General features: G+C 66.1%; 18 protein-coding genes. 6 read left to right on the forward strand and 12 right to left on the reverse strand.

Annotation, left to right across the window (positions count from 1 at the left end; genetic code table 11):
• The first annotated feature begins 37 nt into the window (after positions 1 to 37).
• A complete protein-coding gene (locus tag H0P51_RS16540) occupies positions 38 to 679 on the forward strand; it encodes a hypothetical protein (RefSeq protein ID WP_425488870.1) in 642 nt (213 codons plus the stop codon).
• A gap of 8 nt (positions 680 to 687) precedes the next feature.
• On the opposite strand, the gene arc is transcribed toward H0P51_RS16540, so the two are convergent.
• The gene (gene arc, locus H0P51_RS16545) at positions 688 to 2,517 is read right to left on the reverse strand and encodes a proteasome ATPase (RefSeq protein ID WP_180913878.1); all 1,830 of its coding nucleotides are present in this window, start codon (positions 2,515 to 2,517) and stop codon (positions 688 to 690) included.
• 263 nt (positions 2,518 to 2,780) lie between these two features.
• Here arc and lppK point away from each other — a divergent pair, with 263 nt between their 5' ends.
• Both lppK and H0P51_RS16555 read left to right on the forward strand, forming a co-directional pair.
• Positions 2,781 to 3,392, forward strand: coding sequence for a lipoprotein LppK (lppK, locus tag H0P51_RS16550; RefSeq protein ID WP_180913879.1), 612 nt, complete (start codon positions 2,781 to 2,783; stop codon positions 3,390 to 3,392).
• Complete coding sequence (locus H0P51_RS16555) at positions 3,392 to 3,685, forward strand: DUF503 domain-containing protein (RefSeq protein WP_180913880.1); 294 nt, start codon at positions 3,392 to 3,394, stop codon at positions 3,683 to 3,685. The genes lppK and H0P51_RS16555 overlap by 1 nt, the downstream gene beginning before the upstream one ends.
• A 6-nt stretch (positions 3,686 to 3,691) precedes the next feature.
• Here H0P51_RS16555 and trmI read toward each other — a convergent pair whose 3' ends face one another.
• Entirely contained in the window at positions 3,692 to 4,534 is an 843-nt protein-coding gene (trmI, locus tag H0P51_RS16560) for a tRNA (adenine(58)-N(1))-methyltransferase TrmI (RefSeq protein ID WP_180913881.1), read from the reverse strand.
• Positions 4,535 to 4,606: 72 nt separating this feature from the next.
• On the opposite strand from trmI, the gene H0P51_RS16565 reads away from it, so the two are divergent.
• Both H0P51_RS16565 and H0P51_RS16570 read left to right on the forward strand, forming a co-directional pair.
• Positions 4,607 to 5,464 (forward strand): RecB family exonuclease, encoded by an 858-nt coding sequence (locus H0P51_RS16565; protein WP_180913882.1) that lies wholly within the window; start codon positions 4,607 to 4,609, stop codon positions 5,462 to 5,464.
• Positions 5,461 to 6,240 carry a thioesterase family protein gene (locus H0P51_RS16570; RefSeq protein ID WP_180913883.1) on the forward strand — a complete coding sequence of 260 codons (780 nt, stop codon included), beginning with the start codon at positions 5,461 to 5,463 and terminating at the stop codon, positions 6,238 to 6,240. The genes H0P51_RS16565 and H0P51_RS16570 overlap by 4 nt, the downstream gene beginning before the upstream one ends.
• A gap of 20 nt (positions 6,241 to 6,260) precedes the next feature.
• On the opposite strand, the gene H0P51_RS16575 is transcribed toward H0P51_RS16570, so the two are convergent.
• From H0P51_RS16575 to metH, 4 genes are all read right to left on the reverse strand, one after another.
• Positions 6,261 to 6,743, reverse strand: a complete 483-nt coding sequence (locus tag H0P51_RS16575) for a glycine zipper 2TM domain-containing protein (protein WP_180913884.1) — start codon at positions 6,741 to 6,743, stop codon at positions 6,261 to 6,263.
• A 109-nt stretch (positions 6,744 to 6,852) separates the two neighbouring features.
• Positions 6,853 to 7,704, reverse strand: coding sequence for an ATP phosphoribosyltransferase (gene hisG / locus H0P51_RS16580; RefSeq protein ID WP_180913885.1), 852 nt, complete (start codon positions 7,702 to 7,704; stop codon positions 6,853 to 6,855).
• A 2-nt stretch (positions 7,705 to 7,706) separates the two neighbouring features.
• Positions 7,707 to 7,988, reverse strand: a complete 282-nt coding sequence (locus tag H0P51_RS16585) for a phosphoribosyl-ATP diphosphatase (protein ID WP_180913886.1) — start codon at positions 7,986 to 7,988, stop codon at positions 7,707 to 7,709.
• A 141-nt stretch (positions 7,989 to 8,129) separates the two neighbouring features.
• Complete coding sequence (gene metH / locus H0P51_RS16590) at positions 8,130 to 11,912, reverse strand: methionine synthase (RefSeq protein ID WP_180913887.1); 3,783 nt, start codon at positions 11,910 to 11,912, stop codon at positions 8,130 to 8,132.
• A 519-nt stretch (positions 11,913 to 12,431) separates the two neighbouring features.
• Between metH and H0P51_RS16595 the strand changes: the two genes are divergently transcribed.
• A complete protein-coding gene (locus H0P51_RS16595; RefSeq protein ID WP_180913888.1) occupies positions 12,432 to 13,310 on the forward strand; it encodes a PAC2 family protein in 879 nt (292 codons plus the stop codon).
• 5 nt (positions 13,311 to 13,315) lie between these two features.
• Here H0P51_RS16595 and H0P51_RS16600 read toward each other — a convergent pair whose 3' ends face one another.
• The 6 genes from H0P51_RS16600 to H0P51_RS16625 form a co-directional block, all read right to left on the reverse strand.
• The gene (locus tag H0P51_RS16600) at positions 13,316 to 14,494 is read right to left on the reverse strand and encodes an FAD-dependent monooxygenase (RefSeq protein ID WP_180913889.1); all 1,179 of its coding nucleotides are present in this window, start codon (positions 14,492 to 14,494) and stop codon (positions 13,316 to 13,318) included.
• A gap of 4 nt (positions 14,495 to 14,498) precedes the next feature.
• Entirely contained in the window at positions 14,499 to 15,401 is a 903-nt protein-coding gene (locus H0P51_RS16605; protein ID WP_180913890.1) for an SDR family oxidoreductase, read from the reverse strand.
• A 24-nt stretch (positions 15,402 to 15,425) separates the two neighbouring features.
• Complete coding sequence (gene mshC / locus H0P51_RS16610) at positions 15,426 to 16,661, reverse strand: cysteine--1-D-myo-inosityl 2-amino-2-deoxy-alpha-D-glucopyranoside ligase (protein WP_180913891.1); 1,236 nt, start codon at positions 16,659 to 16,661, stop codon at positions 15,426 to 15,428.
• A 33-nt stretch (positions 16,662 to 16,694) separates the two neighbouring features.
• Complete coding sequence (locus tag H0P51_RS16615; protein ID WP_180913892.1) at positions 16,695 to 17,501, reverse strand: 3'(2'),5'-bisphosphate nucleotidase CysQ; 807 nt, start codon at positions 17,499 to 17,501, stop codon at positions 16,695 to 16,697.
• A gap of 99 nt (positions 17,502 to 17,600) precedes the next feature.
• The gene (locus H0P51_RS16620) at positions 17,601 to 18,416 is read right to left on the reverse strand and encodes an SCO1664 family protein (protein ID WP_180913893.1); all 816 of its coding nucleotides are present in this window, start codon (positions 18,414 to 18,416) and stop codon (positions 17,601 to 17,603) included.
• Entirely contained in the window at positions 18,400 to 18,987 is a 588-nt protein-coding gene (locus H0P51_RS16625) for a DUF3090 domain-containing protein (RefSeq protein WP_180913894.1), read from the reverse strand. Before H0P51_RS16625 ends, H0P51_RS16620 begins: the two co-directional genes overlap by 17 nt.
• Positions 18,988 to 19,017: the final 30 nt, after the last annotated feature.

Raw genomic sequence — 19,017 nt, forward strand, 5'->3', positions numbered from 1 at the left:
GTTGACGCCGCTGAACCGGGTGATTAGGTTCTCCCTGGTGTCAGCCCCTCAACCGCATTCCGCGCCGCGCCATGCGGCGGTCGACCTGTCCGGGAAACGTTACGGCGAAGTTCTTCTCGTCACCCCCGGCGAAGCGGGTCCGCAAGCCACCGTCTACAACAGCTTTCCGCTCAACGACTGTCCGGCCGAACTCTGGTCGGCACTCGACGCCCACGCCATCGCGACCGAAAACGGCGCTGCCACGGCACTTCTCAATGGCCCGCGGTATTGGCTGATGAACAACATCGAAAAAACTCCGCAAGGACCCCAGATCGTCAAGACGTTCGGCGGCATCGACATGCTGCTACAGGCCACCGTGTTGTTGTCGTCGATGAACCCGATGCCCTACACCGTCAACCAGGTGAGCCGGAACACGGTGTTCGTGTTCTACGCCGGCGAAGAGATCTATGAACTGCAGGACCCGCACGGCCGGCAGTGGGTGATGCAAACGTGGAGCCAGGTGGTCGATCCGAACCTGTCGCGGGCCGATTTACCCACGCTCGGTGACCGGCTCAAGCTGCCGACGGGCTGGTCCTATCGCTCGCGTGTGCTCACCGAAGAACTGCGCATCGACACCACCACGCAGGCCGCCAACGTGCTGCAGGACGATCTGTCCAACAGCTATTCGCTGGTGAGCTAGTCCCCGGCTTACAGGTACTGGCCCAGGTTCGACTCGGTGTCGATCGCGCGAGACGCACTCGACGACTTGCCGGTGACCAGTGTGCGGATGTAGACGATCCGCTCGCCCTTCTTGCCCGAGATCCGCGCCCAGTCGTCGGGGTTGGTGGTGTTGGGCAGGTCCTCGTTCTCGGCGAACTCGTCGACGATCGAGTCGAGCAGGTGCTGGATACGCAGACCCGGCTGCCCAGTCTCCAGTACCGATTTGATCGCGTTCTTCTTAGCCCGGTCGACTACGTTCTGGATCATTGCTCCGGAGTTGAAGTCCTTGAAGTACATGACTTCCTTGTCACCATTGGCGTAGGTGACCTCCAGGAACCGGTTGTCGTCGATCTCGGCGTACATCCGCTCGACGACCTTCTCGATCATCGCCCGGATGCAGGCGCCTCGGTCGCCGTCGAACTCGGCGAGGTCGTCGGCGTGCACCGGCAACGTGTCGACCAGGTACTTGGAGAAGATGTCCTGTGCCGCTTCGGCATCGGGACGCTCGATCTTGATCTTCACGTCCAACCGGCCGGGCCGCAGGATGGCCGGGTCGATCATGTCCTCGCGGTTGGAGGCGCCGATCACAATGACGTTCTCGAGCCCTTCCACACCGTCGATCTCGGACAGCAACTGCGGCACCACGGTGGTCTCGACGTCAGAGGAGACGCCGGTGCCGCGGGTGCGGAAGATCGAGTCCATCTCGTCGAAGAACACGATCACCGGGGTGCCTTCAGAGGCCTTCTCCCGGGCGCGCTGGAAGATCAGCCGGATATGCCGCTCGGTCTCCCCCACGAACTTGTTGAGCAGCTCAGGGCCCTTGATGTTAAGGAAGTACGACTTGGCCTCGCGGGCGTCGTCGCCGCGCAGGTCGGCCATCTTCTTGGCCAGCGAGTTGGCCACCGCCTTGGCGATCAGCGTCTTCCCGCAGCCGGGCGGGCCATAGAGCAGAACACCCTTGGGCGGACGCAACGCGTACTCGCGGTAGAGATCCTTGTGCAGGAAAGGCAGCTCGACAGCGTCGCGGATCTGCTCGATCTGACGCGTCAGACCGCCGATGTCGGAGTAGCTCACGTCGGGCACCTCTTCAAGGACCAGGTCCTCGACCTCGGCCTTGGGAATGCGCTCGAAGGCGTAGCCGGCCTTGGTGTCAACCAGCAGCGAATCACCGGGCCGCAACCTGCGGGGCCTGCTGTCGTCGTTGAGCGCGTCGGGGTGTCCTTCGGGCAGGTCCTCGGCGACCAGTGGTTCGGCGAGCCAGACGATGCGCTCCTCGTCGGCATGGCCGACAACCAACGCCCGGTGGCCGTCGTTGAGTACCTCACGCAGCGTGGAGATCTCGCCGACCGATTCGTAGGTCCCGGCCTCGACGACGGTCAGTGCCTCGTTGAGTCGGACCGTCTGGCCCTTGCGCAGCGACGCGGTGTCGATGTTGGGCGAGCACGTCAGTCGCATCTTGCGGCCCGAGGTGAACACGTCGACGGTCTCGTCCTCGTGCGCACCGAGCAGCACGCCGTAGCCGCTGGGCGGCTGACCGAGTCGATCGACTTCTTCGCGCAACGCCAACAGTTGTTGACGGGCCTCTTTAAGAGTTTCCATTAATTTGGAATTGCGGGCCGCGAGCGAGTCGATTCGGGCTTCAAGTTGATGTACATCACGCGCAGAGCGCGCGGAGCCTTGCTGTGCGACCGCGTTGTCGAGTTGTTCGCGCAGCACGGCGGCCTCACGCCGCAGCTGTTCCAGTTCTGCAGCATCGTCGCTGGACAAGGGAATGTCGCGGGGGTTCTTGAATGCTTCAGAACGCTCTGAGTCACCCATCTTGCACTCCTTTCCCGCACCAAGAATGGCGTGGCGGATACCTCCAAGCTACCGGCCGACGCCGCTTCATGTGCGCAGTCAAATGCCCTTGAAAAGTTACAAGTTGGGTCACGCTGGTAATCTCGGGTTCTACTCGGGCCGCGTGAAAGGACTTCTGTGACCGCGAAATCCCTAGCCACGGCCATTCAGACCGTCGCCTGCAACGACGCCGCGGCCGCGAGTGTGACATCTATTGCATTCCACCGTTCTGAGCGTGCCGCTGCATGTCGCGAAACTTCTGCGTAACTCTGGGTGCCACCGTCGTGGTGGCAGTACTGGCGCTTGCGGGATGCGCGCGCGACACAGCTAAGAAGGTCGACTCCACGGAGACCGCGGTGCCGCCCGCGCCGTCGACCACGGTGGCTGAGGCGCCCACCGCTCCCCTGCCCGCACCCGAGATTCTCACCGATGTGCTGTCACGTCTTGCCGACGCGGCGGTACCGGGCAACGACAAGCTGAACTTGGTGCAAGGCTCCGGACCCGAGACCGCGGGGGCGTTGGACAGGTTCACCACCGCCGCGCGGGACGGCGGGTATCTGCCAATGACGTTCGTGGCGAGCAACATCGCGTGGTCGAGCCAGAACCCGTCGAATGCTACGGCCACGGTGGTCGTCCATACCGCCAACCCAGATCACCGCGAGTTCACCTTCCCGATGGAGTTCACTTCCACGCAGGGAGGCTGGCAGCTGTCGCAGAGAACCGCTGAGGTGCTGCTGGCTATGCAGAATGCCGGGACGCTGCCGCCAACGTCACCGCCTGCTGCGCCCGCACCTAGTCCGGCACCGCCGCCCGGCCCGGAAGCCGGTCCGCCGGCAAGTCCGTCGCCGACGCCCTGATGTGGATCGGCTGGCTGGAATTCGACGTGCTGCTGGGCGATGTGCGCTCGCTCAAGCAGAAGCGCTCGGTGATCCGGCCGGTGGTGGCTGAGCTGCAGCGCAAGTTCAGCGTGTCCGCGGCCGAGATCGGGTCCCACGACTTGCACCGGCGCGGCGGCATCGGCGTCGCGGTGGTGTCGGCCGACCGAGCTCACGCCGTCGACGTCCTCGATAGGGCCGAGCGCTTGGTGGCGGCGCATCCGGAGTTCGAGTTGCTCTCAGCTCGGCGAGGTCTGCACCGCAGCGACGATTGAGCGAGCTCAGCCATCGCGTCCGGGACGCTTGCGGCCCAATGGCATCGGCGCCACCGCGCCGGGAGCGAGCCGGCGGGTGGCGACCAGAAACGCGGTGTGGCCACGCATCGAATGCTGCGGCCGCACCGCCAGACCCACGACGTTCCAGCCGCGCTGGATCGTCTCCCACGACCGCGGTTCGGTCCAGCACTGTTGGGCACGTACCGCCTCAACCACCTTCGACAGCTGGGTGACGGTTGCGACGTAGATGATCAGCACGCCACCGGCAACCACCAACCGCGACACCGCATCCAGCACCTCCCACGGCGCCAGCATGTCGAGCACCGCCCGGTCGAAGGAGCCGTCAGCCAACTCGGAATCGGTCAGGTCGCCGATGATGAGCTCCCAGTTCTGCGGCACCTGACCGTGGAAAGTACTGACGTTGCGGCGGGCGTGTTCGGCGTGGTCGGCACGCACCTCGTAGGAGGTGACCCGACCCTGCGGGCCGACCGCACGCAGCAGAGACAACGTCAGCGCGCCGGATCCGGCACCGGCCTCAAGCACCCGGGCGCCGGGAAAGATGTCGCCCTCGTGCACGATCTGGGCGGCGTCCTTGGGGTAGATCACCTGCGGGCCGCGCGGCATGGACATCACATAATCGACCAGCAGCGGACGCAGTACCAGGAACATCGCACCATTGCTGGACTTGACCACGCTGCCCTCGTCGAGGTCGATCAGCGCGTCATGGGCGATGCGGCCGCGGTGGGTGTGGAATTCGCTGCCGGCGGTCAGAGTGATTGTGTAGTGGCGGCCCTTGGCGTCGGTGAGCTGCACACGCTCCCCGACAGTGAACGGACCAGTTGCTGACACGGCGTACAGCGTGCCAGCCGACGCGCCGCAACCCTCCTTTGGGTTGTCGGTACGCAGTCATAGGCTGCGGATATGACCGACCAGCTGGCGCCGCCTCCACCGGCTACTGCCAGCGCGCGACCGGCCCTGTCGCCGTCGCGGGCCGCTGACTTCAAGCAGTGTCCGCTGCTATACCGGTTTCGGGCGATCGACCGGCTACCGGAGGCACCGTCGACGGCACAACTGCGGGGGTCGCTGGTGCACGCGGCGTTGGAGCGGCTGTACGGGCTGCCGGCGGTGCAGCGTGTTCTCGACACCGCCTGCTCGCTGGTCGAGACCGCGTGGGAGCAGGTGGTCGCCGCTGAGACCGACCTCGCGGAGTTGGATACCGAGCAGCGGCTTCAGCTGCTCGAGGAGGCTCGCGCGCTGCTCTCGGGTTACTACCGGCTCGAGGACCCGACGCGCTTCGACCCGCAATGCTGCGAGCAGCGGGTGGAGGTCGAGCTCGCCGACGGCACGTTGCTGCGCGGCTATATCGACCGGATCGACGTCGCCGCTACCGGTGAAGTGCGGGTCGTCGACTACAAGACCGGCAAGGCCCCACCGGAAACACGCGCCGCCGCCGAGTTCAAGGCCATGTTCCAAATGAAGTTCTACGCGGTTGCGCTGCTGCGGTCCCGCGGTGTGCTGCCCGCCCGGCTACGGCTGATCTACCTCGCCGACCGCCAGGTGCTGGATTACACCCCGGACCACGACGAGTTGCTGCGCTTCGAGAAGACCCTGACCGCAATCTGGCGCGCAATCCAGACCGCGGGCCAGACCGGCGATTTCCGCCCTAACCCGTCGCGACTGTGCGACTGGTGCCCACACCAAGCCCTTTGCCCGGCATTTGGGGGCACACCACCGCCCTACCCCGGTTGGCCGACGTGTCATAGCGAACCGGCGGCATGACCGGCAGCTTCTACCGCCGCCTGACCGACCCCGGCGACGGCTGGCAGGCGTTCGAATCCACCGACTACACCCGCAGCAATTGGGGACCGGAGCTGCAGCACGGTTCGCCGCCGATGGCGTTGCTGACCAAGCTCATCGAGGAACTGGCCGCCGGGTCGAATCTGCGGATCGGCCGGTTGAGCCTAGACATCCTCGGCGCGGTCCCAGTGGCGCCGGTGCGAGCCCGGGCCTGGGTGGAGCGGCCGGGTTCACGGGTGGCGATGATGAGCGCCGAGATGCGCGCCGAACGCGTAGTGGCGCGGGTGACCGCATGGCTGATCGCCGGCTCCGATACCGCTGACGCGGCATCCGACCGCTATCCGCCGCTGCGGGAGGGCGCTTCCCAACCCATACCGGATCTGTTCGCCGACGCCGGGGGCTATTTCAACGCGATCCACTGGCGCTCACAGCGCGTCGACGACGGCGCCGAGGCAGTGTCGTGGTTCAGCGCGGCGGCGCACATCGTCGACGATGAGGCGACGACGGCGCTGCAGCGGCTCGCCGCCGTCGTGGACTGCGCAAACGGCGTCGGCAAAGTCCTGGATCCCGAGGAGTTCGCCTTCATGAATACCGACACGGTCGTGCATCTGCACCGGCTGCCGGTCGGCAACGATTTCGGGTTGCGGGCCCGCGCGTCGATCGGGCCGGATGGAACCGGGGTGACTACGGCGGAGGTGTTCGACACCACCGGATTCATCGGAACCTCGGCTCAGACGCTGCTGATTCAACGCCGCTGAGGTCGGTCAATAAGGTCGCATCACAACGCGGCTGCGGCGACGAGGATCGCAAAGCCGCCCAATACCGCGACGGCGTCCTCGAGCAGGGCGATCGGCAGGTCGTGCCCGCCGTTCTTGGCGACCAGCGCCCGCCGTGCCTGGAAACCGCCCACGGTTCCCAGCACGGCACCGATGATGCCGGCCCCCAATGCCGCCCACTTGTGTCCCCAGGCGGTGCCGATCACCGCGCCGGCGAAGCCACCCATGATGAGCCGGACCAGGAACACCGGGGTCGCGGTACGTGGCGGGGTCTTGGGCAGCTTGTCGTTGACCAATTCGGCGACCGCCAACAGGCTCAGAATCACCACGGTCACGATGTTGCCCACCCAGGACGCCCACGTTCCGGTCATGTTGAGCCAGCTGAGGAAGACCGCCCACGAGACCGCGGCGGGTGCCGTTAGGGACCGTAACCCCGCCACAACCCCAATCAGCAATGCCAGCAACAGAACAAGAACTTGCGTCACAGCGATCCCTCCTGGGACAGACGTACAGCCTGGCGACGATGGCGGGGATGCCCGCGGGCTACCGCGGTTCCCAGCGGGACGCTAACACAGCTAAGCCCGCGGCAATCGGTCAGAATCTGCAGAACCTGATGTCGGAGGCCAGGATGGCCTTGGCCCCGATGGCGGCCAGCTGGTCCATGATGCCGTTGACGTCGCGGCGTGGCACCAGTGCGCGCACCGCGACCCAGTCTGGATCGGCCAGCGGGGCGATGGTCGGCGACTCCAATCCCGGCGTGATGGCGGTGGCCTCGTCCAGTGCCGAGCGCGGGCAGTCGTAGTCGAGCATCAGGTACTGCTGGCCGAAAACCACGCCCTGCACGCGGGCGACGAGTTGATCGCGGGCCGCGGCGGACTGGCCCCCTGGCTCGGCCCGCTCGATGAGGACAGCTTCGGAGTCGCACAGCGGCTCGCCGAATGCCACCAGGTTGTGCAGGCTCAGCGTGCGTCCCGAACCCACCACGTCGGCGATGGCGTCGGCGACGCCGAGCTGCACCGAAATCTCCACTGCGCCATCGAGTCTGATCACCGTCGCTGCGACGCCCTTTGCGGCCAGGTCTTTTCGCACCAGATTGGGATAAGCAGTGGCTATCCGCTTTCCAGCCAGATCCTCAACCGTCCAGTCCCGTCCAGCGGGCGCGGCGTAACGGAAACGGGACGAGCCGAAACCGAGCGCGAGGCGTTCGCACACTGGCGCGTCGGAATCCAGTGCCAAGTCGCGACCGGTGATGCCGAAGTCGAGTTCGCCCGAGCCGACGTAGATGGCGATGTCCTTGGGCCGCAGAAAAAAGAACTCGACGTTGTTCGCCGGGTCGATGACGGTGAGGTCTTTGGGGTCGCTGCGGCGCCGGTAGCCGGCCTCGGACAGGATCTCGGTGGCCGGTTCGCTCAACGCACCTTTGTTGGGAACCGCGACGCGCAACATGTTCACAGCTTCCGGTAGACGTCGTCGAGGGACAGGCCGCGCGCGATCATCATTACCTGCGTCCAGTAGAGCAATTGACTGATCTCCTCGGCCAACGCCTCGTCGGGTTCGTGTTCGGCGGCCAGCCACACCTCGCCGGCTTCCTCCAGGATCTTCTTGCCCAGGGCATGCACCCCGGCATCGAGCGCAGCAACTGTGGCGCTACCGACCGGGCGGGTGCGCGCTCGTTCGCCGAGTTCGGCGAAAAGATCGTCGAAGGTCTTCACGGCCAGCGATTGTTTCATGCGCTCATCGGCTCAGTCACCTTGGTTTCGGCCGAGCCTGCGCCGCGAGCGTCCCCGGGTGTACACGTTTTGCGGCGTGTCGTTGTACCGAGGAGGGCGCTCACGGCGGAGGACGGAGTACCGAGAGACGGAGAACTTGGGTCAGTCCTCCGGGTTGTAGCCGAGGTTGGGCGCGAGCCAGCGCTCGGCCTCGGCCAGGGTCCAGCCCTTGCGCTTCGCGTAGTCGGCAACTTGGTCCTGAGCCATCCGGCCGACGACGAAATACTGCGACTGCGGGTGCGAGAAGTACCAGCCGCTGACAGCGGCACCGGGCCACATCGCCATCGACTCGGTCAACTCGATGCCGGTCCGCTCCTTGACGTCCATCAACTTCCACAGCGTCACCTTCTCGGTGTGCTCGGGACACGCCGGGTAGCCGGGGGCAGGCCGGATCCCCACGTACTTCTCACCGATGAGCGCATCGTTGTCCAGGTGCTCGTCCGGCTGGAATCCCCAGAACTCCTTGCGGACCCGTTGGTGCATCCGTTCGGCGAAAGCCTCGGCCAGCCGGTCGGCGAGCGACTCGAGCAGGATTGCGCTGTAGTCGTCGAGGGCTGCCTTGAACTCCGCGATCTTGTCTCCGCTGCCCAGCCCCGCGGTGACCGCGAAGGCGCCAACATAGTCGTTGACCCCAGTTTCTTTGGGCGCGATGTAGTCGCCCAGCGACCGGTTGGGGATGCCATCGCGGTGCTCGCCCTGCTGACGCAGGTTGTACAACGTGGTCAGCACCTCGGTACGGCTGTCGTCGGTGTAGACCTCGATATCGTCTCCGACCGCGTTCGCCGGGAAGAATCCGATCACCCCGTTGGCGGTCAGCCACTTCTCTTTGATCACGGTGTCGAGCATCTCTTGGGCGTCGTCGTAGAGCTTGCGGGCGGTCTCGCCGGTGGTCGGGTTGTTGAGGATGTCGGGGAAGCGGCCCTTCATCTCCCAGGCGTTGAAGAACGGTTGCCAGTCGATGTACTCGCGCAGCTCGGCAAGGTCATAGTCATGAAAGTCCCGCACCCCGAGGCCCTGGGCGGGCACCGGCGGCGTGTAGCCGTCCCACTCGATGGGCGTCCGGTTCGCGCGGGCCTTCTCCAGCGTCAGCATCGGCCGCTCGTTCTTCTGGGCGTGCCGTTCGCGCAGCGCTGCATAGTCCTTTTCAGTTGCCTCCAGCAGTGCGGGCCGCTGCTTATCGTCCAGCAGCGCAGCGGCGACCGGCACCGAGCGCGACGCGTCCTTAACCCAGACCACCGGACCGCTGCGACGCGGCGACACTTTCACGGCCGTGTGGGCGCGCGACGTGGTCGCGCCGCCGATCAGCAGCGGGATCTCCAGCCCCTCGCGCTCCATCTCGACGGCGAAGTTCACCATCTCGTCCAAGGATGGCGTGATCAGACCGGACAGCCCGATGATGTCGGCGTCATGCTCCCTGGCCGCGGCGAGAATCTTCTCGGCGGGCACCATCACACCGAGGTCGATCACTTCGAAGTTGTTGCACTGCAGAACAACTCCGACGATGTTCTTGCCAATGTCATGGACGTCGCCCTTGACGGTCGCCATCACGATCGTGCCGTTGGTGTCCTTGCCGGCGGCCGCGCCGGAAGTGACCTTCTCCTCCTCAATGAACGGCAGCAGGTACGCGACGGCCTTTTTCATCACCCTGGCCGACTTCACCACCTGGGGCAGGAACATCTTGCCCGCGCCGAAGAGGTCACCGACCACGTTCATGCCGTCCATCAGCGGGCCCTCGATCACCTCGATCGGGCGGCCACCAGCGGCGGCGATCTCGGCCCGCAACTCCTCGGTGTCGTCGTCGACGTGGGCGTCAATCCCCTTGACCAGGGCGTGCGTGATCCGCTCCCGGACCGGGAGGCTGCGCCACTCGGCCGCCTTCGGGTCCTCGGCCTTGTCCGATGTGTTGAATCGCTCGGCGATCTCCAGCAGCCTTTCGGCGGCGTCCTCGCGACGGTTCAGGACGACATCCTCGATCCGGTCCCGCAGTTCGGGATCGATCGAGTCGTAGGGCACCAGAGCACCGGCGTTGACGATGCCCATGTCCAGGCCCGCCTTGATGGCGTGGTACAGAAAGACCGCGTGGATCGCTTCGCGGACGGGGTTGTTGCCCCGGAACGAGAACGACACGTTCGAGATACCGCCGGAGATGCGCACCCCGGGAAGATTCTCCTTGATCCAGGCACAGGCCTCGATGAAGTCGATCCCGTAAGTCGCGTGCTCTTCGATACCGGTCGCCAGGGCAAAACAGTTCGGGTCGAAGATGATGTCTTCGGGTGGGAAGCCGACTTCTTCGGTGAGGATCCGGTAAGCGCGTCCGCAGATCTGGATGCGACGCTCCAGGTTGTCGGCTTGCCCCTGCTCGTCGAATGCCATTACGACGACGGCGGCACCGTACTTGCGGACCATCCGCGCCTCGCGGATGAACTTCTCCTCGCCCTCCTTCATGGAGATCGAGTTGACGATCGGCTTGCCCTGCACGTTCTTCAGGCCCGCCTCGATGACCTCCCACTTCGAGGAGTCAATCATCACCGGGACTCGGCTGATGTCTGGCTCGGCCGCGATCAGCTTGGTGAAGCGATCCATGGCCGCGACGCCGTCGATCATGCCCTCGTCCATGTTGATATCAATCACCTGCGCACCGACCTCGACCTGCTGCAGCGCGACCGACAGCGCAGTGTCGTAGTCCTCGGCCTTGATCAGGTTGCGGAACCGGGCGGAGCCGGTGATGTTGGTGCGCTCACCGATATTCACGAACAGCGAATCGTCGGTGATGTTGAGCGGCTCCAGGCCGGAGAGCCGGGTGGCCATCGGGATCTCCGGCACCGCGCGCGGCGGCTTACCCGCGACAACCTTGGCGATCTCGGCGATGTGTGGCGGCGCCGTTCCGCAGCACCCACCGACCAGGTTGACCAGGCCGGCATCGGCGAATTCGGCGATGTAGCCGGCCTGGCGCTCCGGGGACTCGTCGTATTCACCGAAGGCGTTGGGCAGTCCCGCGTTCGGATAGCAGGAGACGAAGGTGTCCGCAATCCGCGCCATCTCGGCGATGTAGGGCTTCATCTCCGGGGCGCCCAGCGCGCAGTTGAGGCCGACCGCGATCGGCTTCGCGTGCCTGATCGCGTTCCAGAATGCTTCGGTGACCTGCCCCGACAGCGTCCGCCCGGAGGCATCGGTGATGGTGCCCGAAATGATCACCGGCCAGCGACGTCCGCGGTCCTCGAATAGCGTCTCGACGGCGAACACCGCCGCCTTGGCGTTCAGCGAGTCGAAGATCGTCTCGATGATGATGAGGTCGGCACCGCCGTCGACCAGGCCGTTGGCAGCTTCCAGGTAGGCGGCGACCAACTGGTCGTAGGAGACGTTGCGGGCGCCGGGGTCGTTGACGTCCGGCGAGATCGACGCGGTGCGCGTCGTCGGGCCGATGGCCCCCGCGACGTAGCGGGGCTTGTCCGGAGTGCTGAATTCGTCGGCAGCTTTGCGGGCCAGGGCGGCGCCAGCGTAGTTCAGCTCGTAGCTCAGGTCCGCCATGTCGTAGTCCGAGAGCGAGATCGCGTTGGCGTTGAAGGTGTTGGTTTCCAAGATGTCGGCGCCCGCCTCGAGGTACTCGCGGTGGATGCCCTCGATGATCTGTGGCTGCGTCAGGGTGAGCAGGTCGTTGTTGCCTTGCAGAGCGGTCGGCCACTCGGTGAAGCGGTCGCCGCGGTAGCCGGCCTCGTCCGGGCGGTCCCGCTGGATCGCGGTGCCCATTGCACCGTCGATCACCATGATCCGCTGGCGCAGCGCTGCCGAAAGTTCGTCGGTGCAGTCGGGACGGATGTTCGGCTCAGGGCTGAATTCCGGCTCTGAAAGAGTGGGCTCGGGGGCGTTCAAATGCAATCCTTCCATCGCGGAAGGCGTCCTTGGATCTGCCGAGCGTGGCGGAAACGGGCAGGGACCCGGAACCGTTGCAACGCCTCTCGACCAGACGAGTTTACGTCGTCTCCCGACGTATGGACGCCCAGCTCGACCCCGACCCGCTTGACCGTCCCGGTGCCCCACCAGCGCCAGCTTGCGGATCTTGTCGGCAATGTCGTTCTTAACGAGGTTAACCAGATTGGAGCCGAACGTATTTCGTTCGACCGCGGCTGCGGCGGTTTTTGGCTGTCAGCAAGGCTCAGATCGGCGGCCTGTGACTATGGCCCCGTCGCGACGCCGCGCCGCCGCCAGCGCCCTCAAAATGCCGGTCGCGGGGCCGTTCTGCCGCACTTACGGGGGCGCTCGGCCCAGGGAGGGTCCTGTCGAGTGACGACCGCCACGTGGGCGGCCGTAGGCGGGTCACGGTGGCCACTAATGCCACACAAACCACAGCTCGCGAGAACTGCACGTCTGCGTCGTCACCGGAGCGACACGCCGTAGGCTTGCGGGGTGACCTTGCCGGACGCTGGCGACTCGCTGCCGCAACTAAAGAACACCGTCGTGGTGGCGGCGTTCGAGGGTTGGAACGACGCCGGCGACGCGGCCAGCGACGCGGTGGCGCACCTTTTCGACATCTGGGATGCGGTGCCGATCGTGGAGATCGACGACGAGGCCTACTACGACTATCAGGTAAATCGCCCCGTGATCCGCCAGGTCGACGGCGTTACACGGGAGCTGGAATGGCCGGCCATGCGGATCTCGCACTGCCGCCCGCGCGACTGCGACCGCGACGTCGTGCTGATGTCCGGAGTCGAGCCCAATATGCGTTGGCGCACCTTCTGCGATGAGCTGCTGGGCATCATCGACAAGCTCAACGTCGATACCGTGGTGATCCTTGGGGCGCTACTGGCCGATACCCCGCACACCCGCCCGGTACCGGTCTCGGGCGCGGCTTACTCCTCGGACTCGGCACGGCTGTTCGGGCTGGAGGAAACCCGCTACGAAGGCCCGACCGGCATTGCGGGAGTCTTCCAGTACGCGTGTGTAGCCGCGGGCATCCCGGCCGTGACGTTCTGGGCGGCGGTACCGCACTACGTGTCGCACCCGCCCAACCCGAAAGCGACCGTAGCGCTGCTGCGCCGCGTCGAGGAGGTACTCGACGTCGAGGTGCCGTTGGCCGACCTGCCCACGCAGGCCGAGGCCTGGGAGCAGGAGATCACCGAGATGACCGTCGACGACCAGGAGCTGGCCGACTACGTGCAGTCACTCGAACAGCACGGCGATGCTGCCGTCGACGTCAACGAGGCCCTCGGCCAGATCGACGGTGACGCGCTGGCCGCCGAGTTCGAACGCTATCTCAAACGCCGCCGCCCGGGGTTCGGGCGCTAACGGCGCTAGCCGGGTTCCGAGGTTCCGCGGCGCAGCGTCGCGATCACCATGGTCGGTTCACCGGCCAACGCCGTGGTGATGAACCGGTTGACCAGCGGGCGCCAGCTGAACCGCAACGCAACCCGCCGCGATGGGGGCACCGTCCAGCAGCCGACCTCGCGGGTGACTTTCTGTTTGTCCTCGACCACCCAGCGCCAAAGCTTCTCGTAGAATTCCAGCCCCCGCTCGACCGATGACGTGAGGCGCAGTTGTTCGGCCAGCACGTACGCGCCCGCCACCGCCAGCGAAGCGCCATGAGGGGCGAGCGGTGAGATCGCGGCGGCGGCGTCACCGATCAACACCACCCGGCCCTTGCTCCAATCGGGCATCACGACCTGGGCTGCCGCCTCGCAGTACATCTCCTCGGCCGGCGGGCACCGGTCCACTATCGCCGGCACCAACCAACCCATGTCCGAGAACCGCTCCCGCACCGCGGCGCGCGGGTCCATGGACAACCGCGGATCGGGGACAGCGAATGCCGCCAGCACAGCGACACGGCCATCGGGAAGAAAAAGCAGGTCCAACTGACGCCCGACGGTGTCGGTCAGCACGATCTGCTCGGTGTCGGCTTGGCGACCAATGTCGGAAGCATCGCAAAGATAAGCGGCACAGTGGAATCCGAGATAGCGCAGATACTCCGACTCGTCCCCGAACACCAGGCTGCGCACGGTCGAGTGCAGGCCGTCGGCGCCGATCAGCAGGTCGGCGGCCAGCTCTTCCCCGGTGTCCAGCGTCACCGAGACGCTGTCGTCGCGATTAGTCACAGCGGACAGCGATGCGCCGAAGCGCACCTCGACGCCGTCGGGCAGGTTGCTGCGCAATGCCTTCGCCAGATCGGGTCGCAGCAAGCTGGCCACCCGGCCGCCGAGAGCCTTGGCGATCTGGTTGTAGGGCAAGTCGGCCTTCCGGCGGCCCTGCTCGTCGACCAGCGTGGCCTCGTCGATGCGGTAGGACGCGTCTTTGACCGCAGGTAGGACGCCGACCAATTCGGCGGCTTCGTAACCGGCGCCGTAAAAGTCGATAAGGTAGCCGCGTTCGTCGGGCCCCGTGGCGCGCTCGAGCAGCGTCACTTCAGCGCCGATGCTCGACAGGCGTTCCGCGGCGGCCAGGCCGGCGATTCCGCCGCCGCAAATGATCACCTTCACGCGATCACGAACCCGACGGCTTCTCCAGGGCGTGTGTGTAGGCGCTCGTGGACCGTCCGAGCGCGGCGACTTGAGCGTCCATCTTCGGCATCGTTTCGTTCGCCGACTTCAGTAACGGCGCCTCGCCAATCCGGGTGGACAGCACCGGCTTGAGCCAACGTAGCGCCCCAACCCAGCCCGGGCAGTACACCCGCTTCTTGCGCCCCTCAATGCCCTTGACGAAGGCCGCCGCGCACTTATTCACCGAAGTGGTCTTGCCCAGTGGCGGAGGCAGCTTGGACAGCAACTCACCAAACGCCGGCAGATCCCCCTTGGTGTCACGGACCAGCGCGGTGTCGATCCAAGACATGTGGGCCGAACCCACACTGACGCCCAGGTGCGCCACCTCGAGCCGCAACGCGTTGGCCAGATGCTCGTTGCCGGCCTTGGACATGTCGTAAGGCGCCATTCCCGGAGCCGCAGCGAATGCGGCCATCGAGGAAACGATGAGCACGTAGCCCCGGCGGTCGATGATGGACGGCAACGCGGCACGCACTGTGTAGAACACGCCGAGCAGGTTGACATCGAGGACCCGCTTGACCGCCTCGGGGTCAACATTGAGCACCGATCCATAGCTGGCGATACCCGCATTGGCAACGACGACGTCGATGCCGCCGAACTTCTCCACAGCCTGGTCAGCGGCGGCCTGCATGGCAGCCAGGTCGCGCACGTCGGCAACTACAGTCAGCACGCGCCCGTCGCCGCCAAGCTCAGCGCCAATCGACTTCAGCTCCGCCTCACCGAGATCGGTCAGCACGAGTTTGGCGCCCTTGTTGTGCAACCGGCGGGCTACCTCCGCGCCGATGCCGCGCCCCGCGCCCGTGATGAAAACAACCTTGTCCTGCACGTTGTGCTGCGCCCCTGTCATGGCCGAAAACGTACCACCGTGCCGCTATACGCTCACTCCCAACAGGGCGTCGACCGCAGTTGCCACCAACTTGGGCGCCGCCTCGTCGTGGCCACCGTACTCCAGCGCGTCGGTGCTCCAACCATCCAGTGCGGCAATCGCTTTCGGGGTATCGAGATCATCGGCCAGGTACTGCCGTACCCGGGCGAGTACGTCGGCGGCGTCTGGACCCGTCGGCAGCGCAGTCGCGGAGCGCCAGCGGTGCAGACGGATGTGCGCGTCGTCGAGCAACTGCTGGCTCCACGAACGGTCAGCTCGGTAATGCCCGGCCAGTAGGCCGAGTCGCACAGCTGCCGGGTCGACACCCTGCGCCCGCAGCGTCGAGACCAGGACGAGGTTGCCGCGGCTCTTGGACATCTTGTGCCCGTCCCAACCGATCATCCCGGCGTGGACGTAGAAGCGCGCGAATCTGCGTGCGCCGGTGACACATTCGGCGTGAGCGGCGGTAAATTCGTGGTGCGGGAAAATCAGGTCGCTGCCGCCGCCCTGGATGTCGAGTTCACTGCGGACACGGCTCAGCGCGATCGCCGCGCATTCAACGTGCCAGCCGGGGCGGCCCGGCCCGAAAGGCGACGGCCACGACGGCTCCCCGGCGCGGTTAGCCCGCCACAGCAGTGCGTCGAGTTCGTCGGTCTTGCCTGCGCGTTGCGGGTCGCCGCCGCGCTGTGCGAAAAGCTGCAGCATGGTGTCGCGGTCATAGCCGGACTCGTAGCCGAACTGCAGGGTGGCGTCGGCGCGGTAGTAGACATCGGGGTACTCCCCCTCGACGACGTATGCGGCACCGGAAGCCACCATCTTCTCGATGAACTCGACGATTTCGGCGATGGCTTCGGTGGCCCCCACGTATTCGCGCGGAGGCAGAACCCGCAGCGCCGTCATGTCCGCGCGGAACAGTTCCACCTCGCGGTCGCCGAGTTCGCGCCAGTCGACGCCGTCACGGTCGGCGCGCTCAAACAGCGGGTCGTCGACGTCGGTGACGTTCTGGACGTAGTGCACGTCGTGACCGAGATCGAGCCACAACCGGTGGATCAGGTCGAACGCCAGGTAGGTGGCGGCGTGTCCCAGATGCGTTGCGTCATACGGCGTGATGCCGCAGACGTACATGTTCGCGGTGCGGCCGGCGGTCACCGGGCGGATCTGGCGATCGGCGGTGTCGTAGAGCCGCAGCTCGGGGCCGCGTCCGGGCAGAACCGGGACCGGCGGAGAAGACCACGACCGCATGCCGATGACTTTAGAGCGTGCAGGTGTGACCGTTTACCACCACGCCTGACGGATGGCGTCCAGCAGGATCGGCGCAAGTTCGCTGCGACACATGAGCAGATCCGGCAGGTAGGGGTCGAGCTGGTTGTACATCAGCGGTGAGCCGTCCAGACGCGACGCGTGCATTCCGGCGGCCAGCACCACCCCCGCCGGAGCGGCCGAGTCCCATTCCCACTGGCCGCCCGCGTGCACGTAGGCGTCGGCGACGCCGTCGATCACCGCCATCGCCTTGGCACCCGCCGAGCCGATACGGACCAATTCGATGTCGACCAGGTGGCGCATCCGGTACAGGATTGCCGGCGGTCGGGTAGCGCTGGCCGCGATCCGGATGACGCCCGGAATGCGGGACCCAGCCGAGGCGGCCCGGGCGGCCACGGTGTCGCTGCGGTAGACGATGTTGCCCCGGGCCGGCAGCGACACCGCCGCATCGGTGATCTGGCGCCTACCGTTGCTGAGGTCTGTCAGGGGACGTTGCCACAGTGCAATGTGCACCGCCCAGTCATCGCGGCCGCGGGTGGAGAACTCCCTGGTGCCATCCAGCGGATCGACGATCCATACCCGGTCGGACTTGAGCCGGACCAAGTCGTCGTGAGCTTCCTCACTCAGCACCGCATCCCCGGGGCGGGCGGCCGCTAGCCGGCGCAGGATCAGCGTGTTTGCTCGGCGGTCACCCTCGTCGCCCAGCACCCACGGATAGTCGAAACCGACCTCCTCGCGCACGGCGAGCAGCAACTCCCCCGCCTCCGCGGCCAATTCGGCAGCCAGCGCGGCGTCCGTCAGGTTCTGCGCGGGCTGCGTCACCGCCCCAGTATCGCGGAGCCGACCTCGCGATTGAGCCGGGACCCGCGCGTATCGTGATGTCTCGTCGACCACGTCGCGACTACGGCTACGGCGTAGGCCTCAGAACGCCGGCCACGGAATCGGCCGGTGCCGGTTGGGGGCGGGCATCACCGGATCGTCCAGTAGCGCGTGCGCGCGGCGGGTCAGCGCCGCGATTTCGGTGCTGGTGATCCGGCCCTGGAGTTCCTCAGCCAGCGGACCCCGCAGCGCTTCCACCAACCCGGCGACCGCCTTCATGGTCGGGTCGTCGATCGGTTTACCGGCCCAGCCCCACAGCACGGTCCGCAGTTTGTCCTGCACGTGCAGGCTTACGCCGTGGTCCACCCCGTAGACGCGGCCGTCGACGTCGGAGAGGATGTGGCCGCCTTTGCGGTCGGCGTTGTTGATGAGGATGTCGAACACAGCCATCCGACGCAGCCGAATATCGTCGGCGTGCATCAGCACGACCTCGTCTCCGGCATAGTCGTAGGCCCGCAACACCGGCAGGTAGCCGGGCTGCGGCCTACGACTGGGAAACAGGTCGACCAGGTCTGGCCCGGGCCGGGGTTCGGAGCCGACCGCATCACCTGGCTGCTGCACCCAGCGCTGCAACATTCCTGGACCCGCCGGACCGTGACGAATGATGGTGTACGGCACGATGTTCCAGCCCAGCGACTTCGAAACCAGGTAGGCGGCCAGCTCGCGACCGGCCAGCGTGCCGTCGGGAAAGTCCCACAGCGGTTGCTCGCCGGACACCGGCTTGTAGACGCAGTGCACGGTCACCGATCCCAGCGCGGCCTCACACAGGAAGGTGGCGTTGCTCGCCGAGCGGATCCGTCCCAGGACCGTTAACTCGCCGTGCTGCAGCGCCTCGAGTTCGTCATTCCTCGGGTTCATCGGTGGACCCGAAAAGCGCGTCGCGCCGGTAGCCGTTGGTGCGGGCGCAGATGTGCCCCTCCGGATCCAGTGGCTCGTCGCACAACGGGCAAGGCGGACGTCCGGCCGAGATGACGCGGTTTGACCGGGTGGCGAACTGGCGTGCCGATTCCGGGGTGAGGAACACCCGCACCGCGTCGGGCCCCTCGTCGGTGTCGTCGAGCACCACCGAGGCGTCGAACTCGGCATCGGTCACGGCCAGCAATTCGACTACCACTGTCTGCGCCTCGGAGTCCCAGCCCAATCCCATCGTGCCGACCCGGAATTCGGCGTCGACCGGCATGATCAGCGGACTCAGGTCCTCGACTTCGGCGGGCTCGGGTGGTACCGGGGTGCCGAACCGCCGGTTGACCTCGAGCAGCAGCGCGCCGATGCGTTCGGCCAGCACCGCAACCTGCTGCTTCTCCAGCACCACCGAGACCACCCGGGAGTCGTGCGCCGCCTGGATATAGAACGTGCGGTTGCCGGGCTGCCCGACGGTGCCGGCGACGAAACGGTCGGGGGTGCGGAATACGTGAATTGCGCGGGCCATGGCTCTTCCAAAATACCGTGCAGAGTGCCG

Origin of the sequence: Mycobacterium vicinigordonae (genome assembly GCF_013466425.1) — a bacterium.
Lineage (GTDB): Bacteria > Actinomycetota > Actinomycetes > Mycobacteriales > Mycobacteriaceae > Mycobacterium > Mycobacterium vicinigordonae.